22 protein-coding genes are annotated in these 20,464 nt (G+C 59.0%); 9 read left to right on the forward strand and 13 right to left on the reverse strand.

Annotated features, from left to right (window positions below):
- Window positions 1-100 precede the first annotated feature (100 nt).
- Window positions 101-1,021, forward strand: a complete 921-nt coding sequence (gene panE / locus C1N60_RS15255; RefSeq protein ID WP_058757963.1) for a 2-dehydropantoate 2-reductase — start codon at window positions 101-103, stop codon at window positions 1,019-1,021.
- On the forward strand, window positions 975-1,586 hold the full coding sequence (gene yajL, locus C1N60_RS15260) for a protein deglycase YajL (protein WP_262256361.1): 612 nt from the start codon (window positions 975-977) through the stop codon (window positions 1,584-1,586). Before panE ends, yajL begins: the two co-directional genes overlap by 47 nt.
- A gap of 141 nt (window positions 1,587-1,727) precedes the next feature.
- On the opposite strand, the gene thiI is transcribed toward yajL, so the two are convergent.
- The gene (thiI, locus tag C1N60_RS15265; protein ID WP_262256362.1) at window positions 1,728-3,176 is read right to left on the reverse strand and encodes a tRNA uracil 4-sulfurtransferase ThiI; all 1,449 of its coding nucleotides are present in this window, start codon (window positions 3,174-3,176) and stop codon (window positions 1,728-1,730) included.
- A gap of 234 nt (window positions 3,177-3,410) precedes the next feature.
- On the opposite strand from thiI, the gene xseB reads away from it, so the two are divergent.
- The 4 genes from xseB to C1N60_RS15285 all read left to right on the forward strand — a co-directional run bounded on the left by xseB (window position 3,411) and on the right by C1N60_RS15285 (window position 7,479).
- Window positions 3,411-3,653, forward strand: coding sequence for an exodeoxyribonuclease VII small subunit (xseB, locus tag C1N60_RS15270; RefSeq protein ID WP_058757966.1), 243 nt, complete (start codon window positions 3,411-3,413; stop codon window positions 3,651-3,653).
- Window positions 3,653-4,552, forward strand: a complete 900-nt coding sequence (ispA, locus tag C1N60_RS15275; protein WP_021507168.1) for a (2E,6E)-farnesyl diphosphate synthase — start codon at window positions 3,653-3,655, stop codon at window positions 4,550-4,552. The genes xseB and ispA overlap by 1 nt, the downstream gene beginning before the upstream one ends.
- A gap of 19 nt (window positions 4,553-4,571) precedes the next feature.
- Complete coding sequence (gene dxs, locus C1N60_RS15280) at window positions 4,572-6,437, forward strand: 1-deoxy-D-xylulose-5-phosphate synthase (protein WP_058781214.1); 1,866 nt, start codon at window positions 4,572-4,574, stop codon at window positions 6,435-6,437.
- Between the two features lie 67 nt (window positions 6,438-6,504).
- Window positions 6,505-7,479 (forward strand): aldo/keto reductase, encoded by a 975-nt coding sequence (locus tag C1N60_RS15285; RefSeq protein WP_021507166.1) that lies wholly within the window; start codon window positions 6,505-6,507, stop codon window positions 7,477-7,479.
- 198 nt (window positions 7,480-7,677) lie between these two features.
- On the opposite strand, the gene C1N60_RS15290 is transcribed toward C1N60_RS15285, so the two are convergent.
- The 7 genes from C1N60_RS15290 to nrdR all read right to left on the reverse strand — a co-directional run bounded on the left by C1N60_RS15290 (window position 7,678) and on the right by nrdR (window position 12,992).
- Window positions 7,678-8,805 carry a DDE-type integrase/transposase/recombinase gene (locus C1N60_RS15290; RefSeq protein ID WP_196368259.1) on the reverse strand — a complete coding sequence of 376 codons (1,128 nt, stop codon included), beginning with the start codon at window positions 8,803-8,805 and terminating at the stop codon, window positions 7,678-7,680.
- 125 nt (window positions 8,806-8,930) lie between these two features.
- Window positions 8,931-9,383, reverse strand: coding sequence for a phosphatidylglycerophosphatase A (pgpA, locus tag C1N60_RS15295; RefSeq protein WP_370586268.1), 453 nt, complete (start codon window positions 9,381-9,383; stop codon window positions 8,931-8,933).
- Window positions 9,384-9,408: 25 nt separating this feature from the next.
- Complete coding sequence (gene thiL / locus C1N60_RS15300) at window positions 9,409-10,386, reverse strand: thiamine-phosphate kinase (protein ID WP_021507164.1); 978 nt, start codon at window positions 10,384-10,386, stop codon at window positions 9,409-9,411.
- A 46-nt stretch (window positions 10,387-10,432) separates the two neighbouring features.
- Window positions 10,433-10,852, reverse strand: a complete 420-nt coding sequence (gene nusB, locus C1N60_RS15305; RefSeq protein WP_031279648.1) for a transcription antitermination factor NusB — start codon at window positions 10,850-10,852, stop codon at window positions 10,433-10,435.
- Window positions 10,853-10,871: 19 nt separating this feature from the next.
- Window positions 10,872-11,342: a 6,7-dimethyl-8-ribityllumazine synthase gene (gene ribE, locus C1N60_RS15310; RefSeq protein WP_021507162.1), complete on the reverse strand. Its 471-nt coding sequence runs from the start codon at window positions 11,340-11,342 to the stop codon at window positions 10,872-10,874.
- A gap of 93 nt (window positions 11,343-11,435) precedes the next feature.
- On the reverse strand, window positions 11,436-12,539 hold the full coding sequence (ribD, locus tag C1N60_RS15315) for a bifunctional diaminohydroxyphosphoribosylaminopyrimidine deaminase/5-amino-6-(5-phosphoribosylamino)uracil reductase RibD (protein ID WP_058781212.1): 1,104 nt from the start codon (window positions 12,537-12,539) through the stop codon (window positions 11,436-11,438).
- A gap of 3 nt (window positions 12,540-12,542) precedes the next feature.
- Window positions 12,543-12,992 (reverse strand): transcriptional regulator NrdR, encoded by a 450-nt coding sequence (nrdR, locus tag C1N60_RS15320; RefSeq protein WP_031279647.1) that lies wholly within the window; start codon window positions 12,990-12,992, stop codon window positions 12,543-12,545.
- A 171-nt stretch (window positions 12,993-13,163) separates the two neighbouring features.
- Between nrdR and lysM the strand changes: the two genes are divergently transcribed.
- Window positions 13,164-13,601 carry a peptidoglycan-binding protein LysM gene (gene lysM, locus C1N60_RS15325; protein ID WP_058769381.1) on the forward strand — a complete coding sequence of 146 codons (438 nt, stop codon included), beginning with the start codon at window positions 13,164-13,166 and terminating at the stop codon, window positions 13,599-13,601.
- A 15-nt stretch (window positions 13,602-13,616) separates the two neighbouring features.
- Entirely contained in the window at window positions 13,617-14,189 is a 573-nt protein-coding gene (locus tag C1N60_RS15330; RefSeq protein ID WP_031279646.1) for a SadB/YajI family lipoprotein, read from the forward strand.
- 65 nt (window positions 14,190-14,254) lie between these two features.
- Here C1N60_RS15330 and secF read toward each other — a convergent pair whose 3' ends face one another.
- The 5 genes from secF to queA are packed head-to-tail and all read right to left on the reverse strand — an operon-like array spanning window position 14,255 to window position 19,699.
- A complete protein-coding gene (secF, locus tag C1N60_RS15335) occupies window positions 14,255-15,223 on the reverse strand; it encodes a protein translocase subunit SecF (protein WP_058769379.1) in 969 nt (322 codons plus the stop codon).
- A gap of 10 nt (window positions 15,224-15,233) precedes the next feature.
- Window positions 15,234-17,081 carry a protein translocase subunit SecD gene (gene secD, locus C1N60_RS15340; protein ID WP_071813591.1) on the reverse strand — a complete coding sequence of 616 codons (1,848 nt, stop codon included), beginning with the start codon at window positions 17,079-17,081 and terminating at the stop codon, window positions 15,234-15,236.
- A 25-nt stretch (window positions 17,082-17,106) separates the two neighbouring features.
- A complete protein-coding gene (gene yajC / locus C1N60_RS15345) occupies window positions 17,107-17,439 on the reverse strand; it encodes a preprotein translocase subunit YajC (RefSeq protein WP_021507155.1) in 333 nt (110 codons plus the stop codon).
- Window positions 17,440-17,464: 25 nt separating this feature from the next.
- Window positions 17,465-18,589, reverse strand: coding sequence for a tRNA guanosine(34) transglycosylase Tgt (tgt, locus tag C1N60_RS15350; protein WP_021507154.1), 1,125 nt, complete (start codon window positions 18,587-18,589; stop codon window positions 17,465-17,467).
- A gap of 39 nt (window positions 18,590-18,628) precedes the next feature.
- A complete protein-coding gene (queA, locus tag C1N60_RS15355) occupies window positions 18,629-19,699 on the reverse strand; it encodes a tRNA preQ1(34) S-adenosylmethionine ribosyltransferase-isomerase QueA (RefSeq protein WP_394521059.1) in 1,071 nt (356 codons plus the stop codon).
- A 104-nt stretch (window positions 19,700-19,803) separates the two neighbouring features.
- On the opposite strand from queA, the gene C1N60_RS15360 reads away from it, so the two are divergent.
- Complete coding sequence (locus tag C1N60_RS15360) at window positions 19,804-20,385, forward strand: ACP phosphodiesterase (protein ID WP_058781210.1); 582 nt, start codon at window positions 19,804-19,806, stop codon at window positions 20,383-20,385.
- The last annotated feature ends 79 nt before the right edge of the window (window positions 20,386-20,464 follow it).

The following is a 20,464-nucleotide window of genomic DNA, read 5'->3' on the forward strand; positions in this document are numbered from 1 at the left end:
ATGCATAATACGCGTCTTGTCGCGCTAATAAAACACGCGACGCGGAAAGCTATAATTAAGGGTGTGACACCCATTCACCCACCCGCCAGCGGGAGGCATAATGAAAATTACCGTGTTGGGTTGCGGCGCCCTGGGGCAAATCTGGCTCGCGGCCCTGGCACGCCAGGGACATGACGTTCAGGGCTGGCTGCGCGTACCGCAGCCGTACTGTTCGGTCAACGTGGTCGATCCGCAGGGCCACGTCAGCAATCACACCTTCATCGCTAACGATCCGCTGTTTCTGGCTGAAAGCCAGCTGCTACTGGTGACCCTGAAAGCGCCACAGGTTTCCCCTGCGGTGAAAAACCTGCAAAGCGTGCTGCCGCGCCACGCGCCGATCCTGCTACTGCACAACGGCATGGGTACCATCGAAGAGCTCAAAGAAGTGCAGCAGCCGCTGCTGCGCGGCATCACCACGCACGCGGCGATGCGCGACGGCACGGTGATTAAGCATGTCGCGCAGGGCATCACCCACATCGGACCTGCCAGCCGCGAAAGCGCGGCGCTGAGCGATATCGCCGATATTCTGCATCAGGCGCTGCCGGACGTGGCGTGGCACGATAACATCGCGTCTGCCAGCTGGCGCAAGCTGGCAGTTAACTGCGTGATCAACACACTGACGGTTGAGCACGACTGCCAGAACGGTGCGCTGCGCGCCTGGCCGGAACAGATTAACCGGCTGTGCGAGGAACTGGCCTGGGTGATGGAGCGCGAGGGCCAGCACATCGCGCTGGATAATCTGCGCGACATTATTTACGACGTCATCGACAGCACCGCCGCCAACGTCTCCTCAATGCTGCAGGATGTGCGTGCGCAGCGTCAGACTGAAATTGATTACATTACCGGCTACCTGCTGCGGCGCGCCCGCGCGCAGGGGATTGCGCTGCCGGAAAACACCCGCCTGTACGACCTGATTAAACGCAAGGAGTCCCAATATGAACGCGAACGCATCAGTGCTGGTTTGCCTGGCCCATGGCAGTGAAGAGACCGAAGCAGTCACCACCATTGACCTGCTGGTCCGCGCCGGCCTGAAGGTGACCACCGCCAGCGTGGAGAGCGACGGCACGCGCGAGATTGTCTGCTCCCGCGGCGTACGCCTGCTGGCTGACGCACCGCTGGTTGAAGTGGCGGATAACGATTTTGCCGCCATCGTCCTGCCGGGCGGCCTCAAAGGCGCTGAAACCTTCCGCGACAGCCCGCTGCTGGTGGAGACGGTACGCCAGTGTCATCTGTCAGGCAAAATTGTGGCGGCGATCTGTGCCGCGCCGGGCACGGTACTGGTACCGCATGACCTGTTTCCGGTGGGCAATATGACCGGTTTTCCCGGCCTGAAGCACACCATTCCGGAGGAGAAATGGATGGAGCGCCGCGTGGTGTGGGATCCGCGCGTTAATCTGCTGACCAGCCAGGGGCCGGGCACGGCGATCGATTTTGCCCTGAAGCTGATTGATCTGCTGGTGGATAAAGAGCAAGCGCGTGAAGTCGCATCACAGCTGGTGCTGGCGGCAGGGATTTATAATTATCAGGAATTTGAAGAGCGCGCGTAAAAAAGGTCGCCATCAATGGCGACCTCACGGGATCAGCGCACAATTTTATTCGTCGCGGTGATTACAGGGTGCGCATTCCTGCGCACCGGGTTTTGCCCGTACACCCGAAATCAGGCGCGCCAGGCTTAACTCCCGCCGCGGTTACGGCCGGTACACCTTCACGTTCTTAAAGCCCTGCTCATGCAGATACAAGGCCTGCAACCGGCTCATCACGCCGCGATCGCAGTACAGCAACCAGGTTCTGCTCTGATCGAGATCGCCGAACTGGGTGCTCAGCTTATAGAACGGCAGCGATTTCACTTCCACGCCGATCAGCGCCAGCGGCTTGTCGTCCTGTTCATCAATCGAACGGATATCCAGCACCACATCGTTGCCGCTGAATGACGCCACGGTTTCCACTTCCACCACTTCTTCTTCCGTCTGCTCCGCGATTTCACGGATATCGACGTTGCTGGCTTCCTGCACCACGCGCTGCAGAATGTCGAAATCGAAGTTCTGCTCTTCGGCTTCGATCTTCGCCTTCACCGCTTTCACCGTGGGGCTTTTCGAAATCACGCCGCAGTACTCCGGCATGGTGCGGGCAAAGTCTTCGGTGCCGATCTGACGCGCAATATTGATGATGTGCTCTTTATCGTGCGAGATCAGCGGGCGCAGAATCAGCGTGTCGGACGCGTTATCAATCAAACGCAGGTTAGTCAGCGTCTGGCTGGAGACCTGGCCCAGCGCCTCACCGGTCACCAGCGCCTGCACGCCGTAACGCTCAGCCACCATCGATGCCGCACGTACCATCATGCGCTTCAGCACCACGCCCATCTGGCCGTCATCAACTTTTTCCAGAATCTCGCCCACCACCGGCTCAAAATTGATGGCGACAAAACGCACGCGATGTGAACGGCCAAAACGCTGCCACAGATAGTGTGCCACCTGACGCACGCCGATTTCATGCGCCGCGCCGCCGAGGTTAAAGAAGCAGTAGTGCACGCGACAGCCGCGGCGCATCAGCATATAGCTGGAGACGCCGGAGTCAAAGCCGCCGGAAATCAGCGACAGCACATCTTCCTGGGTGCCGATCGGGAAGCCGCCCAGGCCTTCATAGCGGCCGGTAATCAGCAGCAGACGATCGTCTTCAATCTCCAGATTCACCGTCACATCCGGGTGATTCAGCTGCACGCGCGCGCTTTCAATGTGCTGATTGAGACCACCGCCGACGTAGCGCTCCACATCCTGCGAGCTAAAGCTGTGCTTGCCGCGACGCTTTACGCGCACGCAGAAGCTCTTGCCTTCCAGCCGCTCGCGGTTGAGCGCCAGCGTCTGCTCGAAGATATCGTGCATGTCGGTATAGGCGCGGTCTTCGACCGCCAGCACATGGTGGATACCGGGAATGCGCGTCAGCTCTTCCGTGACGGTGGCACGCAGCGCTTCCTTCTTCGCGCGCACTTCGATGTGATCCCAGTGGCGCACCACGGCGATCTCTTCGTCGAGGGTGCGCAGGGTATTACGGATGTTACCGGTCAGAATTTTGATAAAGCGCAGGCGCACCGACTGACTTTTGATGGTGATTTCAGGGAAGAGCTTGATGATAAACTTCATGGCGACACAGCTTCGTTGGGCAAATAAGTGCTAAAATCATCAACACTTAGCTGGTAAAATCATATAATTGCGGGTTGGCATCAGCCACCGCATCCGAGGCGCGCAAGTATATCACCTTTGTCGGGTGACTGCTGTAAGCAACCTTCGCCGCATTGATTATTTTGCTAATCAATGCCCGTCGGCTACCATGACCGATTGCAACATAATGTCCCAACCTGTGAGTCGACACTGATTATGCCGAAAAAAGCCGAAGCGCCCGTGAGTTTTGAAAACGCACTGCAGCAGCTGGAACAGATTGTCAGCCGTCTGGAGAGTGGCGAACTGCCGCTGGAAGAGGCGCTGAATGAATTCGAGCGCGGTGTACAGCTGGCACGCAGCGGCCAGCAAACCCTGCAGGCGGCGGAACAGCGCGTGCAGATTCTGCTGAGCGACGACAAAGACGCCCCGCTCGCCCCTTTCACGCCGGAAAATGAGTAATGGATTTCGTGCAACTGCAGCGCGCCTACCATGAGCGCGTGAACCAGGCGTTGACGCGCTTAATAGATCCACTTCCTTTTCAGAGTTCTCCTCTGGTGAACGCCATGCAATATGGGGCACTATTAGGCGGTAAGCGCCTGCGCCCGTTTCTGGTGTATGCCACTGGCGAGATGCTGCGCGCCGAGGCGGCCAGCCTGGATGCCCCCGCCGCAGCGGTGGAGTGCATTCACGCTTACTCATTGATTCATGATGACCTGCCGGCGATGGACGACGATGCGTTACGTCGCGGGCAGCCAACCTGCCATATCAAATATGGCGAAGACACGGCGATTCTGGCCGGCGATGCCCTGCAAACCCTGGCGTTTACCATTCTTGCGGACCAGCCGATGCCCGGCGTAAGCCCGCAGGATCGCATTGCCATGATTTCCGAACTGGCGCAGGCCAGCGGCGTGGCCGGCATGTGCGGTGGCCAGGCGCTGGATTTAGCCGCCGAAGGCCAATCCGTGGACCTGAACCAGCTGGAGCAGATCCATCGCCACAAAACCGGCGCGCTGATCCGCGCCGCCGTGCGTCTCGGCGCCCTCACAGCAGGTGCAGCGGGCCGCGATGCGCTGCCGCAGCTGGATATCTACGCCAACGCCATCGGACTGGCGTTTCAGGTGCAGGATGACATCCTTGATGTGGTCGGCGATACCGCCGTTCTGGGCAAAACCCAGGGAGCCGATCAGGCGCTGGGGAAAAGCACTTACCCGGCGCTGCTGGGACTGGATAACGCGCGGGCCAAAGCGCAGGATCTCTATCGCGAAGCACTGGGCGCGCTGGAGGTGCTGGCGGCACAGTCGTATGACACGTCCGCTCTGCAGGCGCTGGCCAGCTTTATAATTGAACGCGATAAATAACTTATATAATGAGTCTCTGATGAGTTTTGATATTGCAAAATACCCGACACTGGCGTTAGCAGGCACGGTTCAGGAATTACGTTTACTGCCTAAAGAAAAACTTCCGGACCTGTGCGACGAGCTGCGTCAGTATCTGCTGGACAGCGTGAGCCGCTCGTCCGGCCACTTTGCTTCGGGTCTGGGCGTCGTCGAGCTGACCGTCGCGTTGCATTATGTGTATAACACCCCGTTTGATCATCTGGTGTGGGACGTCGGCCATCAGGCCTATCCGCACAAGATTCTGACCGGCCGCCGCGACCGTATCGGCACTATCCGTCAGAAAAATGGCCTGCACCCGTTCCCGTGGCGCGGCGAAAGCGAATATGACGTGCTGAGCGTGGGCCACTCGTCGACGTCCATCAGCGCCGGTCTCGGCATGGCCGTGGCCGCCGAACGCGAAGGCAAAGGTCGCCGCACCGCCTGTATTATTGGCGACGGCGCGATTACCGCGGGCATGGCGTTTGAAGCCATGAACCACGCCGGTGATATCAAGCCGGACATGCTGGTGATCCTCAACGACAACGAGATGTCGATCTCTGAGAACGTGGGCGCGTTGAACAATCGCCTGGCGCAGATTCTCTCGGGGAAAACCTATTCACGCCTGCGCGAAGGCGGCAAGCGCGTGCTGGGCGGGCTGCCGCCGATCAAAGAGCTGGTGAAGCGCACCGAAGAGCACCTGAAAGGCATGGTGGTGCCGGGCACGCTGTTTGAGGAGCTGGGCTTTAACTATATCGGTCCGGTCGACGGTCACGATGTGCTGACGCTGGTCAGTACGCTGAAGAATATGCGCGATCTGAAAGGGCCGCAGTTCCTGCACATCATGACCAAAAAGGGCAAGGGCTACGCGCCGGCGGAAGAAGATCCGATTACCTGGCACGCGGTGCCAAAATTCGATCCGGCCAGCGGCTCGCTGCCGAAAAGCGCGCCGGGCCTGCCGAGCTACTCGAAAATTTTTGGTAACTGGCTGAGCGAGATGGCCGCCGACGATGCGCGGCTGATGGCCGTGACGCCGGCCATGCGCGAAGGCTCCGGCATGGTGAGCTACTCGCGTGATTATCCGCAGCAGTATTTTGACGTGGCGATCGCCGAGCAGCATGCGGTGACGTTTGCCGCAGGCATGGCCATCGGCGGTTATAAGCCGGTGGTGGCGATTTACTCCACCTTCCTGCAGCGCGCCTACGACCAGGTGATTCACGACGTGGCAATTCAGCAATTGCCGGTACTGTTTGCTATCGATCGCGGCGGTATCGTGGGTGCCGACGGCCAGACGCACCAGGGGGCGTTTGATATCGCCTATCTGCGCTGCGTGCCGGGCATGGTGATCATGACGCCAAGCGATGAAAACGAGTGTCGTCAGATGCTTTACACCGGCTACCACTATCAGGATGGCCCGAGCGCGGTGCGCTATCCGCGCGGCACCGGCACCGGTGCCACGCTGGAACCGCTGGCCAGCCTGCCGCTTGGCAAAGGGGTGATTAAGCGCCGCGGCGAGCAGCTGGCCATCCTCAACTTTGGTACTCTGCTGCCGGAAGCACAGGCCGCCGCCGACGCGCTCAACGCCACGCTGGTCGACATGCGCTTTGTTAAGCCGCTGGATGAAGCCCTGATTAGCGAGCTGGCGGCCAGCCACGACGCGCTGGTTACGCTGGAAGAAGGCGCGATCAAAGGCGGTGCCGGCAGCGGCGTCAATGAATACGTGATGGCGAAACGCCTGCGCGTCCCGGTGCTTAACCTCGGCCTGCCGGATGAGTTCATTCCGCAGGGGACGCAGGAAGAAGTGCGTCAGGATTATCAGCTGGACGCCGCAGGCATCCAGCAGCAAATCGCCGCCTGGCTGGCGCAGTAACCGCCCTTCCCCGCTCCTGCTGCTATGCTTGAGGGTAAAACCCCACGCATAAGAGCAGGAGCCCTTCATGAAAACCGTTCGTTTAGGCCAGACCGATCTGCAGGTTTCACGTCTCTGTTTAGGCTGTATGACCTATGGCGATCCGCTGCGCGGTAATCACGCCTGGACGCTGCCGGAAGAGAGCAGCCGACCGCTGATTAAGCAGGCGCTGGACGCGGGCATTAACTTCTTCGACACCGCTAACAGCTACTCCGACGGCAGCAGTGAGGAGATCCTCGGCCGCGCGCTCAAAGATTACGCGCAGCGCGATCGGGTGGTGGTGGCGACCAAAGTCTACTTTCCGCTGAGCAACCTGTCGCAGGGGCTATCGCGCACCAATATTCTGCAGTCGATTGATGACAGCCTGACGCGGCTTGGCATGGAGTATGTCGATCTGCTGCAGATTCATCGCTGGGATTACGCCACGCCGATTGAAGAGACGCTGGAAGCGCTCGATCAGGTAGTGCGGTCAGGCAAAGCGCGTTACATCGGGGCTTCCTCGATGCATGCCACACAGTTTGCGCAGGCGCTGCAGTTACAGCAGCAGCATGGCTGGGCGCGTTTTGTCAGTATGCAGGATCAGTACAACCTGATTCAGCGCGAAGAAGAGAAGGAGATGCATCCGCTGTGCCAGCGCGAAGGCATCGCGGTGCTGCCGTGGAGCCCGCTGGCGCGCGGTAAGCTGACGCGTCCGTGGGGAGAAACCACTGCGCGTTCGGTGTCGGATAACGTAATGGAAAAACTCTATACCGGCACCGAAGAGAATGACGCGGCCATTGCGCAACGGCTGGCAACGGTGGCTGCGGACAAAGGCGTAACGCGCGCGCAGGTGGCGCTGGCATGGCTGCTGCATAAGCCGGTGGTTACCGCGCCAATTATTGGTGCCTCGCGCGAGCAGCAGTTTGCCGAGCTGGTGAAAGCTGTAGACGTGGAGCTGAGTTCAACCGATATCGCCGAGCTGGAGAGCGTCTATCAACCGCATCCGGTGGTGGGATTCGAGTAACGTCCAGTCAGGTCGCCTTCAGTGCGACCTGATGTCACAGGCAGCGCATGCATGGCGACCTGCCTGCGGCAACGCATTCATACGACCTGCCTGCGGGCTACGCATTCCTGGCAACGCTTTCTGTAGGGTGCGCATTCAGGTACGACCGGGCACATGGGTAACAGATCAGACCGGGCACACAGGTAACACTTTTTGTGGTCAGTCGATCCGGATAATACGCTTTTCTGCCCGGTCATAATACGCAAGGATGAGCCTGTCGAAGAGGATGACGTCAATGCCGTCGTCCACTTCCAGGAACCGCACGTACTCGCCCCGTAACGCTGCGCTCAGGAAGGTCCGCCCGTTCAGCCTCAGGTCGCCTTTTTCACCGACTTTGTACAGCTTCGCCCCCTCCGGATAACCCACCTCCGGCACTTTTCCGTTCCATTTCCGCGGTGAAGGCGTCCATATTTTTGCGGGCGGCTGCTGCCCGTGCGCCTCATGCGGCTTTTCCTGATTGAACTCGTTCCGCCATCCGCTGCACCACGCCTGCTGCTCTGGCAGCGAGCCAAAGACGTCGTGATGGCTCATGGCGACCTTCAGCGACCGGTGCATCCGCTCGTGGCGGGCGTTCTGCCCCGGACAGCCCGGCGCGGTTCTTTCCGGCTGTATCCCCAGTTTTATCAGCCACACGCTCAGCTGCGTCAGCGCGAGGATGCCCGGCGCAACGAAGGGCGAGCCGTTGTCGGTGCGGATAACGTCGGGCAGCCCGCCTTCCAGGAAGGCCTTTTCCATGCAGCCGCGCACGAACACCGTGGTCTCCGACGTGCCCGGCTCGCAGGACAGCAGGTAGCGGCTGTGGTTATCGGTGAGCGTGAAGGGGCGGCACCAGCTGCCGTCTTTCAGGCGGAAGCGCCCTTTAAAATCAGCGCTCCAGACGTGGTTATTCCTCACGGGTGTCGTGAGACTGCGCAGGTTGCCCGGCGTTCGCTTACGCGGCGTCCGCGGCTGCACCATTCCCGCCGCCTTCAGCAGGTCGCCGATGGTGCTGGCGGCGGGCACGATGAAGTCAGCGCCGTTGCTGAGGAACCAGTGGCGGATTTTTTTTGGCCCCCAGTCGGGGTGCTGCTGGCGGAACTGAACAAGGCGCGCGGCGATGTCGGGGGCGATTTTATCGGGCTGGAGATGGCGGGCGCGGGAGAGATTTTCAAGCGAGGAGAGCTCGCCGGGGTTAAAGCGGCTGAGCCACTTGTAGCCGGTTTTGCGGCTGATGCCGTGGCGGTGACACAGCTGCGTCATGGATTCCCCGCCTGCCTGGCAGGCGAGGATGAATTCAAGGCGTTGCATGGTAACAGTCTCAGTCCAGGGCATAGTGAGTCTCCTCTGCTATGCCGTTTATAACTGTTACCCATGTGCCCGGTCTAAAGTGTTACCCATGTGGCCGGTTTGTACCTTCATGCACACCTGGCGCATTAAAGCACCAGCCCCAACCCATACAAAATCGCCGCTGAAATGACCCCGGCGATAATGTCATCAACCATAATGCCCATGCCGCCATGCACGTTACGGTCGAACCAGCGAATCGGCCACGGCTTCCACATGTCGAAAATACGGAAAATCACAAAGCCGGCCAGCACCCATTGCCAGCTCATCGCCGGTATCGCCATCAGCGTAATCCACATGCCGATGAACTCATCCCACACGATGCTGCCATGGTCGTGCACGCCCATATCACGCGCGGTGCGGTGACACAGGTAGACACCCACGCTGATGCCAATCAGCACCAGCAGCGAATACAGCTGCAGCGGCAGCAGCGTCATCAGCCACCAGAAGGGAATGGCGGCAATTGAACCGGCGGTGCCGGGCATAATCGGGCTCAGGCCGCTGCCAAAACCGGTCGCCAGCAGGTGCCACGGATTGGCCATGCGCAGACGGCTTTTGGCCACATCTTTATTTAGCGTCAAAGTGATCAAATCCCTTGTGATGGAAACTGCGCGGCTTGCCGTTCTCCAGCAGCGTCAGCCCTTCTGCTTCCGGCGCGATCTGGCCGATGCAGGTATACGCCACGCCAAGATGGCCCAGCGCCACATCCAGTGCACCACGATTGACTTCCGGCACGGTAAAGCACAGCTCATAATCCTCACCCCCGCTCAGCGCCCAGCGCAGCACCTGTTCCGGCTCGAAGTGATCGCGCAACGCAGCCGACAGCGGCAGCGCATCCAGATTGATGCGGGCACCGACGCGGCTGGCGGTGAGAATGTGGCCGAGATCGGAGATCAGGCCATCGGACAGATCGATGGCTGATGTCGCCAGATTGCGCAGCGCCTGGCCCTGCAGCACGCGCGGCATCGGGCGCAGATGGCGCTTGATCAGCACTTCATGCACCGCCGGATCGTTGAGGCGATGATGGTGCTGCAGCAGCGACAGGCCGGCAGCGCTGTCGCCCAGCGTGCCGGTGACAAAAATCCAGTCACCCGGTTTGGCCCCGGCACGCTTCAGCGCACGGCCGGCCGGCACCAGGCCATGAATGCCCAGCGTCAGGCTGAGCGGCCCGCGCGTGGTATCGCCGCCGATCAGCTGCATATCGTAATAATCCAGCAGCTCAAACAGGCTGTCGCTGAACGCCGCCAGCCAGGGTTCATCAACCTCAGGCAACGTCAACGCCAGCGTTAACCATGCCGGATCGGCGCCCATCGCCGCCAGGTCGCTCAGGTTAACCGCCAGCGCTTTGTAGCCGAGATCGGCCGGATGGATATCACGTAAGAAATGCACGCCCGCCACCAGCGTATCGGTGCTGATGGCCAGCGTCTGTTTTTCCGGCACGTTAAGTAACGCGCAGTCGTCACCAATTCCCTTCTCCACATCGCGGCGGGAGCTGGTGACGCGGTTAAAATAACGTGCGATCAGTTCGAATTCACCACAGGACATAAGTCAGGTCTCAATGAAAAAAGGCCGGTGAGCCGGCCTTTTGCACTTATTTTTTGTTCGGTCGAATTTGCGGAGCGGCTTTATCCAGCACGCCGTTAACAAATTTATGGCTGTCTTCAGCACCAAACACTTTAGCCAGTTCGATACCTTCGTTGATCGCCACTTTGTACGGCACATCGTCACGCTTGCTCAGTTCATAGAGCGAAATGCGCAGGATGGCTTTTTCTACCTGGCCCAGCTCTTCCAGCTGGCGCGACAGGTAAGGCTTCATCAGGCCGTCCAGGAACGCGCTGTTGGTCGCCACACCGGCCAGCAGTTCGCGGAAATAGCTAATATCGACGTCTTTGACGTCTTGTTCCGCCAGAAACTGGTATTCCACATCGGCAATGTCGTTGTTAGACAACTGCCAGGAGTAAAGCGCCTGGACAGCGCACTCACGGGCGCGACGACGAGCAGCAGGTTTCACAAAATTCCCCTTACAAAAATCAGGCTTTGATGGCTTTCAATACGTTAATCATTTCAAGTGCGGTCAGGGCCGCTTCGGCGCCTTTGTTACCCGCTTTGGTGCCGGCGCGTTCAATCGCCTGCTCGATGTTTTCGGTGGTCAGGACGCCGAAGGTCACCGGAATTTCGCTGTTCATAGCTACATGAGCGATGCCGGAGCTGGCTTCACCCGCCACGTATTCGAAGTGTGCGGTACCGCCACGGATCACCGTGCCCAGTGCAACGATCGCGTCGTGCTTGCCGGTTTTCGCCAGGGCGCGTGCCGCCAGCGGCAGCTCGTAAGCGCCCGGTACCCAGACCACGGTGATGTTTTCCGCTTTGACCTGGCCAATACGCTTCAGCGCGTCAACTGCACCGTCCAGCAGGCTGTCATTGATGAAATTGTTAAAACGCGCGATTACGATGGCAATATTGGCATCAGGCGTGGCAACAGCAGCTTCGATAACTTTCATACATATCCTTTGGGTGTTTGTTTTATGGCCCCGCAGAAGGGGGCGGATTCTATCATACTCTTCGGCAACGCGCTCAGGCTTTTCCGTGCATGCTCAGCGTGGTGTCAGGGTCAGCCGTAAATCGTCGCCAACCTGACGCACGTCGCTAAAATTCAGCGCTGGCGCATCGGCCAGCGTTTCCAGTCCCGGCAGCGCACACAGGCCGCGCGCGGCGTTACCCAGCAGTTTCGGCGCCAGATAAACGATCAGTTCATCCACCAGGCCGGCCTGCAGCAGCGCACCGGCCAGACCGGCACCGGCCTCGACCCACACGCTGTTGATCTGACGCTGACCGAGCAGCATCATCATCGCCACCAGATCGAGCTGCTCACCGCGCGGCGGCACCTCAATCTGACTCACGCCCGGCGGCCAGCTTTGTGCATCAGCCTCCGTGCGCATCAGCCAGGTTTCGCCGGGCTGGGCGATCAAACGGTGCTGCGGCGTCACGCGCTGCTGGCTGTCGATCACCACCCGCACCGGCTGACGCAGCTGGCTCTCATCCAGCTGCTGGCGCACGGTCTCGCTCAGTTCATCCCAGCGCACCGTCAGCGACGGATTGTCCGCCAGCACGGTGGCGCTGGTGGTAAGGATAGCTGAACTGCGGGCACGTAAACGTTGCACATCGCGCCTTGCCGCTGCGGAAGTGATCCACTGGCTTTCGCCGCTGGCCATGGCGGTACGGCCATCCAGCGAGGCACCCAGTTTGAGCTGAATCCACGGAAAACCGGTACGCATGCGTTTGAGAAAACCGCGATTAAGCGCTTCCGCTTCATTCATCATCAGGCCGTGACTCACGTCGATGCCGGCCTGCTGTAAACGATACAAGCCGCGCCCGGCCACCTGCGGATTAGGATCCTGCATCGCCGCGACCACCCGGCTGACGCCGGCGGCAATCAGCGCATCGCAGCACGGCGGCGTCCGACCGTGATGGCTGCAGGGTTCCAGCGTGACATACGCGGTCGCACCGCGTGCGTGGTCACCGGCCATGCGCAGCGCGTGCACTTCCGCGTGCGGTTCACCGGCGCGCTGATGCCAGCCTTCGCCCACGATCGTGCCGTCGCGCACGATAACGCAGCCGACGTTAGGATTTGGGGTGGTGGTATATTGTCCGCGCCGCGCCAGTTCCAGCGCGCGCGCCATGTAGTGCGCATCGGTCATGGATTAATCCTGTAAGCGGGCGATCTCTTCGCCAAAATCACGAATATCTTCAAAACTGCGGTACACCGATGCGAAGCGAATATAAGCGACTTTATCCAGCTTCTTCAGCTCTTCCATCACCAGGTTACCAATCAGCTTGCTGGGAATTTCACGTTCGCCGGTGGCGCGCAGCTGGGTTTTGATGTGATTAACCGCATTGTCGACGGCATCCGCGCTCACCGGACGCTTCTCCAGCGCCTTCATCATGCCGCTGGCCAGCTTATCTTCGTTAAAGGGTTCGCGCACGTCGTTGCTTTTCACCACGCGCGGCATTACCAGCTCGGCCACTTCAAAGGTGGTAAAACGCTCATGGCATACCAGGCACTGGCGGCGGCGGCGCACTGAGGAGCCTTCACTAACCAGACGTGAATCAATCACTTTGGTGTCCACAGCGGAGCAGAATGGGCAATGCATGACGTTTCCTGTCGCGAGAATTGGGGGCAGATAGTGTAGCGCGTTCCCGGTTGCAACAAAATACAGGGCGCAGAATCGCCACCTGGCTCACAGCGACGCCTGACGGTTACAGCAAACCGTGAAAAGTTACTAAGCTTAGAGAGCCAATCCGGCTTAATGACAGGAGGATGTATGGGTTTATTCAATTTCGTCAAAGAAGCGGGTGAAAAACTGTGGGATGCGGTGTCAGGCGGCGATGACCAGAGCAAAAAGCTGCAGGAGCACATTAATCAACTCGGCCTGCCCGACAGCGATAAAGTGAAAGTCGATGTCCAGGGCGATACCGTGAAGGTCAGCGGTGACGGTATCTCGCAGGAGCTGAAAGAGAAGATTCTGGTGGCGGCGGGTAACGTGGCCGGCATCACCAAAGTGGAAGATAACGTGACCACCAGTGACAGCGCCGCGCAGGCTGAATTCTACACGGTGAAAAAAGGCGATACCCTGAGCGCTATCTCGAAGCAGGTGTACGGCACGCCGAACGAATACAACAAGATCTTTGAAGCGAACAAGCCAATGCTGACGCATCCTGATAAGATCTATCCCGGCCAGGTTTTACGTATCCCTAAATAACCGGAAGGACATTGCATGACGTTCAGGATGATTTGGGTGCCGGCAGCGCTTGCTGCGCTGGTGCTCAGTGGTTGCAGCTCCACCCCCGCTTCACCTCAGGTCAAAGCGCTGCATCAGGAAGTGAGCCAGCTCAACCAGCAGATGCGCAAACTGACCAGTCAGGCCAGCGCGCTGGAGATTCAGGGGCAGCTCAACAGCCAGTCGACGCAGGGCGCATGGTTACTCCCGCAGGCGAATACGCCGGTAGAGCTGCAGACGCAGCTGGGTAAACTGCGCCTGTCGCTGTCGCACGTTGAGGGGGAAGCCAGCGGCAGCCGCGCTAACCTGAATATCCGTTCAACCGATGATAAGCCGGTGCCGGCACTCAGCGCCCGCGTGGTATGGGGCGAAATGGATCCCGCCAGCGGCAAGCCGCTGAACGCCGACAGCCTGAGCCAGACCATTACCGTGCCCGCCAGTCTGATGCCGCGCAGTTCGGTCAGCGTACCGCTGCGACTCAGCGGGCTGGCACCGGGTCAGCTCGGCTACGTGCGCGTGCATGATGTGCAGGCGGTGACGGATGCCAGCACGGTCGTTGCAGGCCAGTAACTCTGGCGTCAGGCATAAAAAAAACGGGCTGCACTCAGGCAGCCCGTTTCATTTCTCCGGCACAATTACGGCAGAATCGAAGGCTGATCGGCGCCCTCTTTCTCCACTTTCTGCACCAGCATGTGTTCACGCTTCATGCCCAGCTTCAGCGCCAGCGCGGACGACACGTAGATCGACGAAATGGTACCGATGGTGACACCGATCAGCATGGTCAGCGAGAAGCCTTTCAGCAGCGCGCCACCAAAGATGAACAGGATCAGGATCATCGCCAGCGTGGTGATCGAGGTGATCAACGTACGGCTCAGCGTCTGGGTCAGCGACACGTTAGTGATGTCGTAAGAAGAACCGCGACGGATTTTGCGGAAGTTCTCACGAATACGGTCGGAAACCACGATCTTATCGTTGAGCGAGTAACCAATCACCGACATCAGCGACGCCACAATCGTCAGATCGATCTCGATGTGGAACAGCGACAGAATGCCGCAGGTGATGATCACGTCGTGCGCCAGCGCCAGCACGGTGCCCAGCGCCAGACGCCACTCAAAGCGAAAGCCGATGTAGATCAGAATCGCAATCAGCGCCGACAGCAGCGCCATCGCCCCGGCCTGCGCCAGATCGCTGCCCACGCTCGGGCCCACGAACTCAATGCGCTTCACGGTCGCGTTCTGCTGCGTCGTCTGGTTGATCGAGGCGACCACTTTGTTGCCCAGCTCCTGGCCTGCATTGCCGGTGGTCGGTGGCATACGCACCATCACATCACGGCTGCTGCCAAAGTTCTGTACCAGCGGCTCCTCAAAGCCTGCCTTCACCAGCCCGTCACGCAGCGCATCCAGATCCGCCGGCTTCTCGAGGTTGATCTCAATCACCGTCCCGCCGGTGAAATCGAGCCCCCAGTTAAAGCCGCGCACACCGATAATGGCGATGGACGCCACAATCAGCAGGCCGGAGATGATAAAGGCCAGCGTGTCCCAGCGCATAAAGTCGACGACTTTACGCCCATGGTTCAGCTGTTCAATACTATATTCCTGTGCCACAACGCACTCCTCAGATAGACAGCTTATTGATGCGTTTGCCGCCGTACACCAGGTTAACGATGGCACGGGTGCCGACGATAGCGGTGAACATGGAAGTCGCGATACCGATAGCCGTGGTAATCGCAAACCCTTTGATCGAGCCGGTACCGACCGCATAAAGAATGATAACTTTAATCAGCGTGGTGACGTTGGCGTCGACGATACTGGAGAAGGCGCCTTTATAGCCTTCATGAATCGCCTGCTGTACCGAGCGTCCGTTACGCAGTTCTTCTTTAATACGTTCGTTAATCAACACGTTAGCATCCACCGCCACCGCCAGCGTCAGCACGATACCGGCAATGCCCGGCATGGTGAGCGTGGCGCCCGGTAACAGTGACATGATGCCGACAATCAGCACCAGGTTGCACAACAGTGCGCTGGTCGCAATCAGACCAAACTTCTTGTAGAACACCACCATAAAGATGATGGAGGCAATCAGACCCCACAGACAGGCTTCGAGACCCTGCGTGATGTTCTGCTGGCCCATGGTTGGACCGATGGTCCGCTCTTCCACAATCTGGATTGGCGCAATCAGCGCACCGGCACGCAGCAGCAGCGACAGCTGACGCGCTTCGTTCGGGTTGCTGATACCTGTAATACGGAAGCTGTTGCCGAGGCGCGACTGAATGTTCGCCACGTTAATCACTTCTTCCTGCTTCACCAGAATCGCACGACCGTTCGCATCTTTCTTACCGCTGTCCTTGTACTCCACAAACAGGGTCGCCATCGGCTTGCCGATGTTGTCCTTGGTGAAGTTGGACATGATGTTACCGCCGGCGCCATCAAGCGAGATATTCACCTGCGGCTGGTTGTACTCATCCATGCTGGACGTCGAGTCGGTGATGTGGTCACCGGTGAGAATCACGCGCTTGTACAGCACCACCGGCTGACCTTCACGCGTCTTTTTCACTTCCGAGTCACCCGGCACGCGGCCGCTGGCGGCAGCGCTCGGATCCACCGAGGTGTTGACCAGGCGGAACTCCAGCGTTGCGGTAGCACCCAGAATCTCTTTAGCACGCGCGGTATCCTGGATACCCGGCAGCTCAACCACGATGCGGTCAGCGCCCTGACGCTGTACCAGCGGCTCGGCCACACCCAGCTGGTTCACACGGTTACGCAGGATGTTAATGTTCTGCTGCACCGCATATTCGCGCGCTTCACTCAGACGCGCATCGGTCATCACCGCACGCAGCGTGTCGCTGCCAGCGCTGGTGATCACCAGGTCGCGATGGCGCGGCGTCAGATAGCTGATGGCCGCATCACGGCTGGCGCCGTCGCGGAAGCGTATTTCGGTGCCGTAGTTAGCGATTTTGCTAACGTTGGTGTAAGGGATATTTTTTTCGCGCAGATCGCTGCGCAGGCCATCAGCATTCTGCTCCTGCAGCTTGCCGAGGGCAGTATCCATGTCGACTTCCATCAGGAAGTGCACGCCGCCGCGCAGATCGAGGCCGAGTTTCATCGGTTCAGCGGCCAGCATGGTCAGCCAGCGCGGTGTGGCAGGGGCCAGGTTGAGCGCCACGACGAAATCTTCGCCCAGCGCATTGGTGATGGCTTCACGCGCGCGCAGCTGAATATCCGTGTTAGCGAAACGGGCCAGAATGGCACCATTTTCCAGCGCGAGGGATTTGCTCTGGATATTGTCTTGTTTTAATACGGTCTGGATCTGATCCAACGTTTGCTCACTGGCGGCGCCACCGCGCGCACCAGTGATCTGAACGGCCGGATCCTCACCATAAAGGTTAGGAAGCGCATACAGCAGGCCGACGAGAATCACGACGACCAGCATGATGTACTTCCACAAAGGATAACGGTTTAACACGGCAGTTCCCTTCGGGAAGAATAAATTACAGCGCCTTCATTGTACCTTTCGGCAGAACGGCGGCCACGAAATCACGTTTAATCACTACTTCAGTGGTGTCGTTCAGGGCGATAGCGATGTAGCCGGTTTCAGCCACTTTCGTTACGCGGCCCACCAGGCCACCGTTGGTCAGCACTTCATCACCTTTGGAGATGGAATCCATCAGCTTTTTGTGATCTTTGGCGCGCTTCTGCTGTGGACGCAGGATCATGAAGTAGAAAATCAGACCAAAAACCACCAGCATGATCACCAGAGAATACGGACTTCCCTGAGACGGAGCGCCAGCTGCGGCCACGGCGTCAGAAATGAAAAAGCTCATTAAATTTCCCTCATTGATAGAATTATCAGACGTTTAACGGTGGAACCGCTTTGCCCGTCCGTTGGTAGAACTCGCTAACAAAGTGCTCTAATTTACCCTCTTCGATGGCCTGGCGTAAACCCGCCATCAGACGCTGGTAATAGCGCAGATTGTGGATGGTGTTCAGACGTGCGCCCAGTATTTCGTTACAGCGATCAAGATGATGCAAGTAGGCACGCGTGTAATTGCGACAGGTGTAACAATCACACTCCGCATCCAGCGGCGCGGTGTCATCTTTGTATTTCGCATTGCGGATTTTCACCACGCCATCGGTGACGAACAGATGGCCATTGCGCGCGTTACGCGTTGGCATAACACAGTCAAACATATCGATACCGCGGCGAACGCCTTCCACCAGATCTTCCGGTTTGCCGACGCCCATCAAATAACGCGGTTTGTCTTGCGGAATTTGCGGACAGACGTGTTCCAGGATGCGGTGCATGTCCTCTTTCGGTTCACCCACCGCCAGGCCGCCCACAGCGTACCCATCAAAGCCAATCTCTACCAGACCTTTAACCGAGACATCACGTAAATCTTCGTAAACCCCGCCCTGAATAATGCCAAACAGCGCATTTTTGTTACCGAGCGCGTCAAAGCGGTCGCGGCTGCGCTGCGCCCAGCGCAGTGACATCTCCATCGAGCGTTTAGCGTAATCCCAGTCCGCCGGATACGGCGTACATTCGTCGAAGATCATCACAATGTCGGAGCCGAGATCGTACTGAATCTCCATCGATTTTTCCGGGTCGAGGAAAATCGGATCGCCGTTGATCGGGTTGCGGAAATGCACGCCGGCTTCGGTGATTTTACGGATATCGCCGAGGCTGAACACCTGGAAGCCGCCGGAGTCGGTCAGGATCGGTCCCTGCCAGTGCATGAAATCGTGCAGGTCGCCGTGCAGTTTCATGATCTCCTGCCCCGGACGCAGCCACAGGTGGAAGGTGTTACCCAGCAGGATCTGCGCGCCGGTCTCTTTCACTTCTTCCGGCGTCATGCCTTTGACCGTGCCGTAGGTGCCGACCGGCATAAACGCCGGGGTTTCCACGACGCCGCGATCAAAGACCAGACGGCCACGGCGCGCGCGCCCGTCGGTGGTATCTAATTCAAATTTCACATTGACCTCTTTCGATAATCAGAGAAACAGTCTGATTACTCAGCCACCAACGATTTCGTCGGGAGCCTGTGGATTACGGGTGATGTACATCGCATCCCCGTAGCTAAAGAAACGGTACTGCTCCGCCACCGCGCTCTGATAAGCCGCCATGGTGTGTTGATAACCGGCAAACGCCGAGACCAGCATAATCAGCGTCGATTCCGGCAGGTGGAAGTTGGTGATCAGCGCATCAATCACCTGATAGTGATAGCCCGGATAGATAAAGATCTGCGTGTCATCGAAAAACGGCGCGATCAGCCCATCCTGACAGGCCTGCGCTGCGCTCTCCAGCGAACGCACCGAGGTGGTGCCCACCGCCACCACTTTGTTACCGCGCGCTTTGCACGCCAGCACCGCGTCCACCACGTCCTGCGGCACTTCGGCATATTCAGAGTGCATGATGTGATCGTTGATGTTCTCTACGCGCACCGGCTGGAAGGTGCCAGCGCCGACGTGCAGCGTCACAAACGCCATCTCCACGCCTTTTTCCTTCAGCGCCGCCAGCAGCGGCTCATCGAAGTGCAGACCGGCGGTCGGCGCTGCCACCGCGCCGGGGCGCGCGCTGTACACCGTCTGGTACAGCTCGCGGTCAGCTTCCTCATCCGGACGATCGATGTACGGCGGCAGCGGCATATGGCCGACGCTGTTCAGGATATCCAGCACCGCGCGATCGTCCGCAAACTCGATTTCGAACAGCGCATCGTGGCGCGCCACCATGGTGGCTTTGACGCTTTCGTCGTCGCCCAGCAGTAATTCTGCACCCGGCTTCGGCGCTTTGGAGGCGCGCACGTGCGCCAGCACGCGTTTGTCATCCAGCATGCGCTCAACCAGCATCTCAATTTTGCCGCCGCTGGCTTTACGGCCATAGACGCGCGCCGGAATCACCCGGGTATTATTGAACACCAGCAGATCGCCCGGATTGAGCTTATCCAGCACATCAGTAAACACGCCATGGTTCAGCGCCCCGCTCGGGCCATCCAGCGACAGCAGGCGGCAACCGCTGCGCTGCGCCTGCGGATAGTGGGCGATCAAAGATTCCGGTAATTCAAAGGCAAAATCGGCTACACGCATGCATCACTTCTTCAGGACTCAAAAAACAGGCGGCATAGTTTAGCGGAAAAGTGGGCAATTCTGAACAACTGGCTGCGCCGGTGTGATTCTGCCTATAATGCGCCATGAACTTTCTTGCTCACCTTCACCTTGCAACCCTGGCCGACAGCTCACTGCTGGGTAATCTGCTGGCCGATTTCGTGCGCGGCAACGTCGAGGCGCAGTGGCCGCAGCCGGTGGTGGCCGGTATAGCCCTGCACCGACGCATTGACGTGCTGACCGATAACCTGCCGGAAGTGCGCAGCGCGCGTCAGCTGTTCCGCGCGGAAACGCGCCGCGTGGCGCCGATTACCCTCGACGTGATCTGGGACCACTTCCTGGCGCGCCACTGGGATCAGCTGCATCCGGCGCAGTCGCTGTCTGCTTTTAGCGCCGCCGCCGAGCGCGACATTGTGCCGCAGCTGCCCGGCACGCCGGGCGATTTTATCGAGCTCAACGCGGTAATGTGGCGCGAACGCTGGTTTGAACACTATGCTGACCCGGCGCGGCTGGCGCGCGTGCTAAGCGGCATGGCGCATCGCCGGCCACGGTTGGCGGCGCTGCGCGACTCCTATCAGGATTTTGTCGACCACTACACCCAGCTCGAACCGCTGTTTTTCCAGTTCTATCCACGCCTGATGGCCGCCGCGCGCGCCCGGCAGCTGTGAAGCACAATTTGCCGCTGCCCCGCATTGCCTCCCCTTGCCAGCCGCAGCCATCTGCGGCTTAATGAAGCCTTGCTTAACT

This window comes from Pantoea sp. SGAir0184 (assembly GCF_043544755.1).

Coding starts and splice junctions, on each gene's coding strand:
- ispA (WP_021507168.1), top strand. CDS start 3,653: ATGGATTTCGTGCAACTGCAGCGCGCCTACCATGAGCGCGTGAACCAG.
- C1N60_RS15290 (WP_196368259.1), bottom strand. CDS start 8,805: ATGCAACGCCTTGAATTCATCCTCGCCTGCCAGGCAGGCGGGGAATCC.
- lysM (WP_058769381.1), top strand. CDS start 13,164: ATGGGTTTATTCAATTTCGTCAAAGAAGCGGGTGAAAAACTGTGGGAT.
- dxs (WP_058781214.1), top strand. CDS start 4,572: ATGAGTTTTGATATTGCAAAATACCCGACACTGGCGTTAGCAGGCACG.
- xseB (WP_058757966.1), top strand. CDS start 3,411: ATGCCGAAAAAAGCCGAAGCGCCCGTGAGTTTTGAAAACGCACTGCAG.
- C1N60_RS15330 (WP_031279646.1), top strand. CDS start 13,617: ATGACGTTCAGGATGATTTGGGTGCCGGCAGCGCTTGCTGCGCTGGTG.
- ribE (WP_021507162.1), bottom strand. CDS start 11,342: ATGAAAGTTATCGAAGCTGCTGTTGCCACGCCTGATGCCAATATTGCC.
- yajL (WP_262256361.1), top strand. CDS start 975: ATGAACGCGAACGCATCAGTGCTGGTTTGCCTGGCCCATGGCAGTGAA.
- thiL (WP_021507164.1), bottom strand. CDS start 10,386: ATGTCCTGTGGTGAATTCGAACTGATCGCACGTTATTTTAACCGCGTC.
- C1N60_RS15360 (WP_058781210.1), top strand. CDS start 19,804: ATGAACTTTCTTGCTCACCTTCACCTTGCAACCCTGGCCGACAGCTCA.
- pgpA (WP_370586268.1), bottom strand. CDS start 9,383: ATGGCCAATCCGTGGCACCTGCTGGCGACCGGTTTTGGCAGCGGCCTG.
- panE (WP_058757963.1), top strand. CDS start 101: ATGAAAATTACCGTGTTGGGTTGCGGCGCCCTGGGGCAAATCTGGCTC.
- C1N60_RS15285 (WP_021507166.1), top strand. CDS start 6,505: ATGAAAACCGTTCGTTTAGGCCAGACCGATCTGCAGGTTTCACGTCTC.
- nrdR (WP_031279647.1), bottom strand. CDS start 12,992: ATGCATTGCCCATTCTGCTCCGCTGTGGACACCAAAGTGATTGATTCA.
- queA (WP_394521059.1), bottom strand. CDS start 19,699: ATGCGTGTAGCCGATTTTGCCTTTGAATTACCGGAATCTTTGATCGCC.
- yajC (WP_021507155.1), bottom strand. CDS start 17,439: ATGAGCTTTTTCATTTCTGACGCCGTGGCCGCAGCTGGCGCTCCGTCT.
- ribD (WP_058781212.1), bottom strand. CDS start 12,539: ATGACCGATGCGCACTACATGGCGCGCGCGCTGGAACTGGCGCGGCGC.
- thiI (WP_262256362.1), bottom strand. CDS start 3,176: ATGAAGTTTATCATCAAGCTCTTCCCTGAAATCACCATCAAAAGTCAG.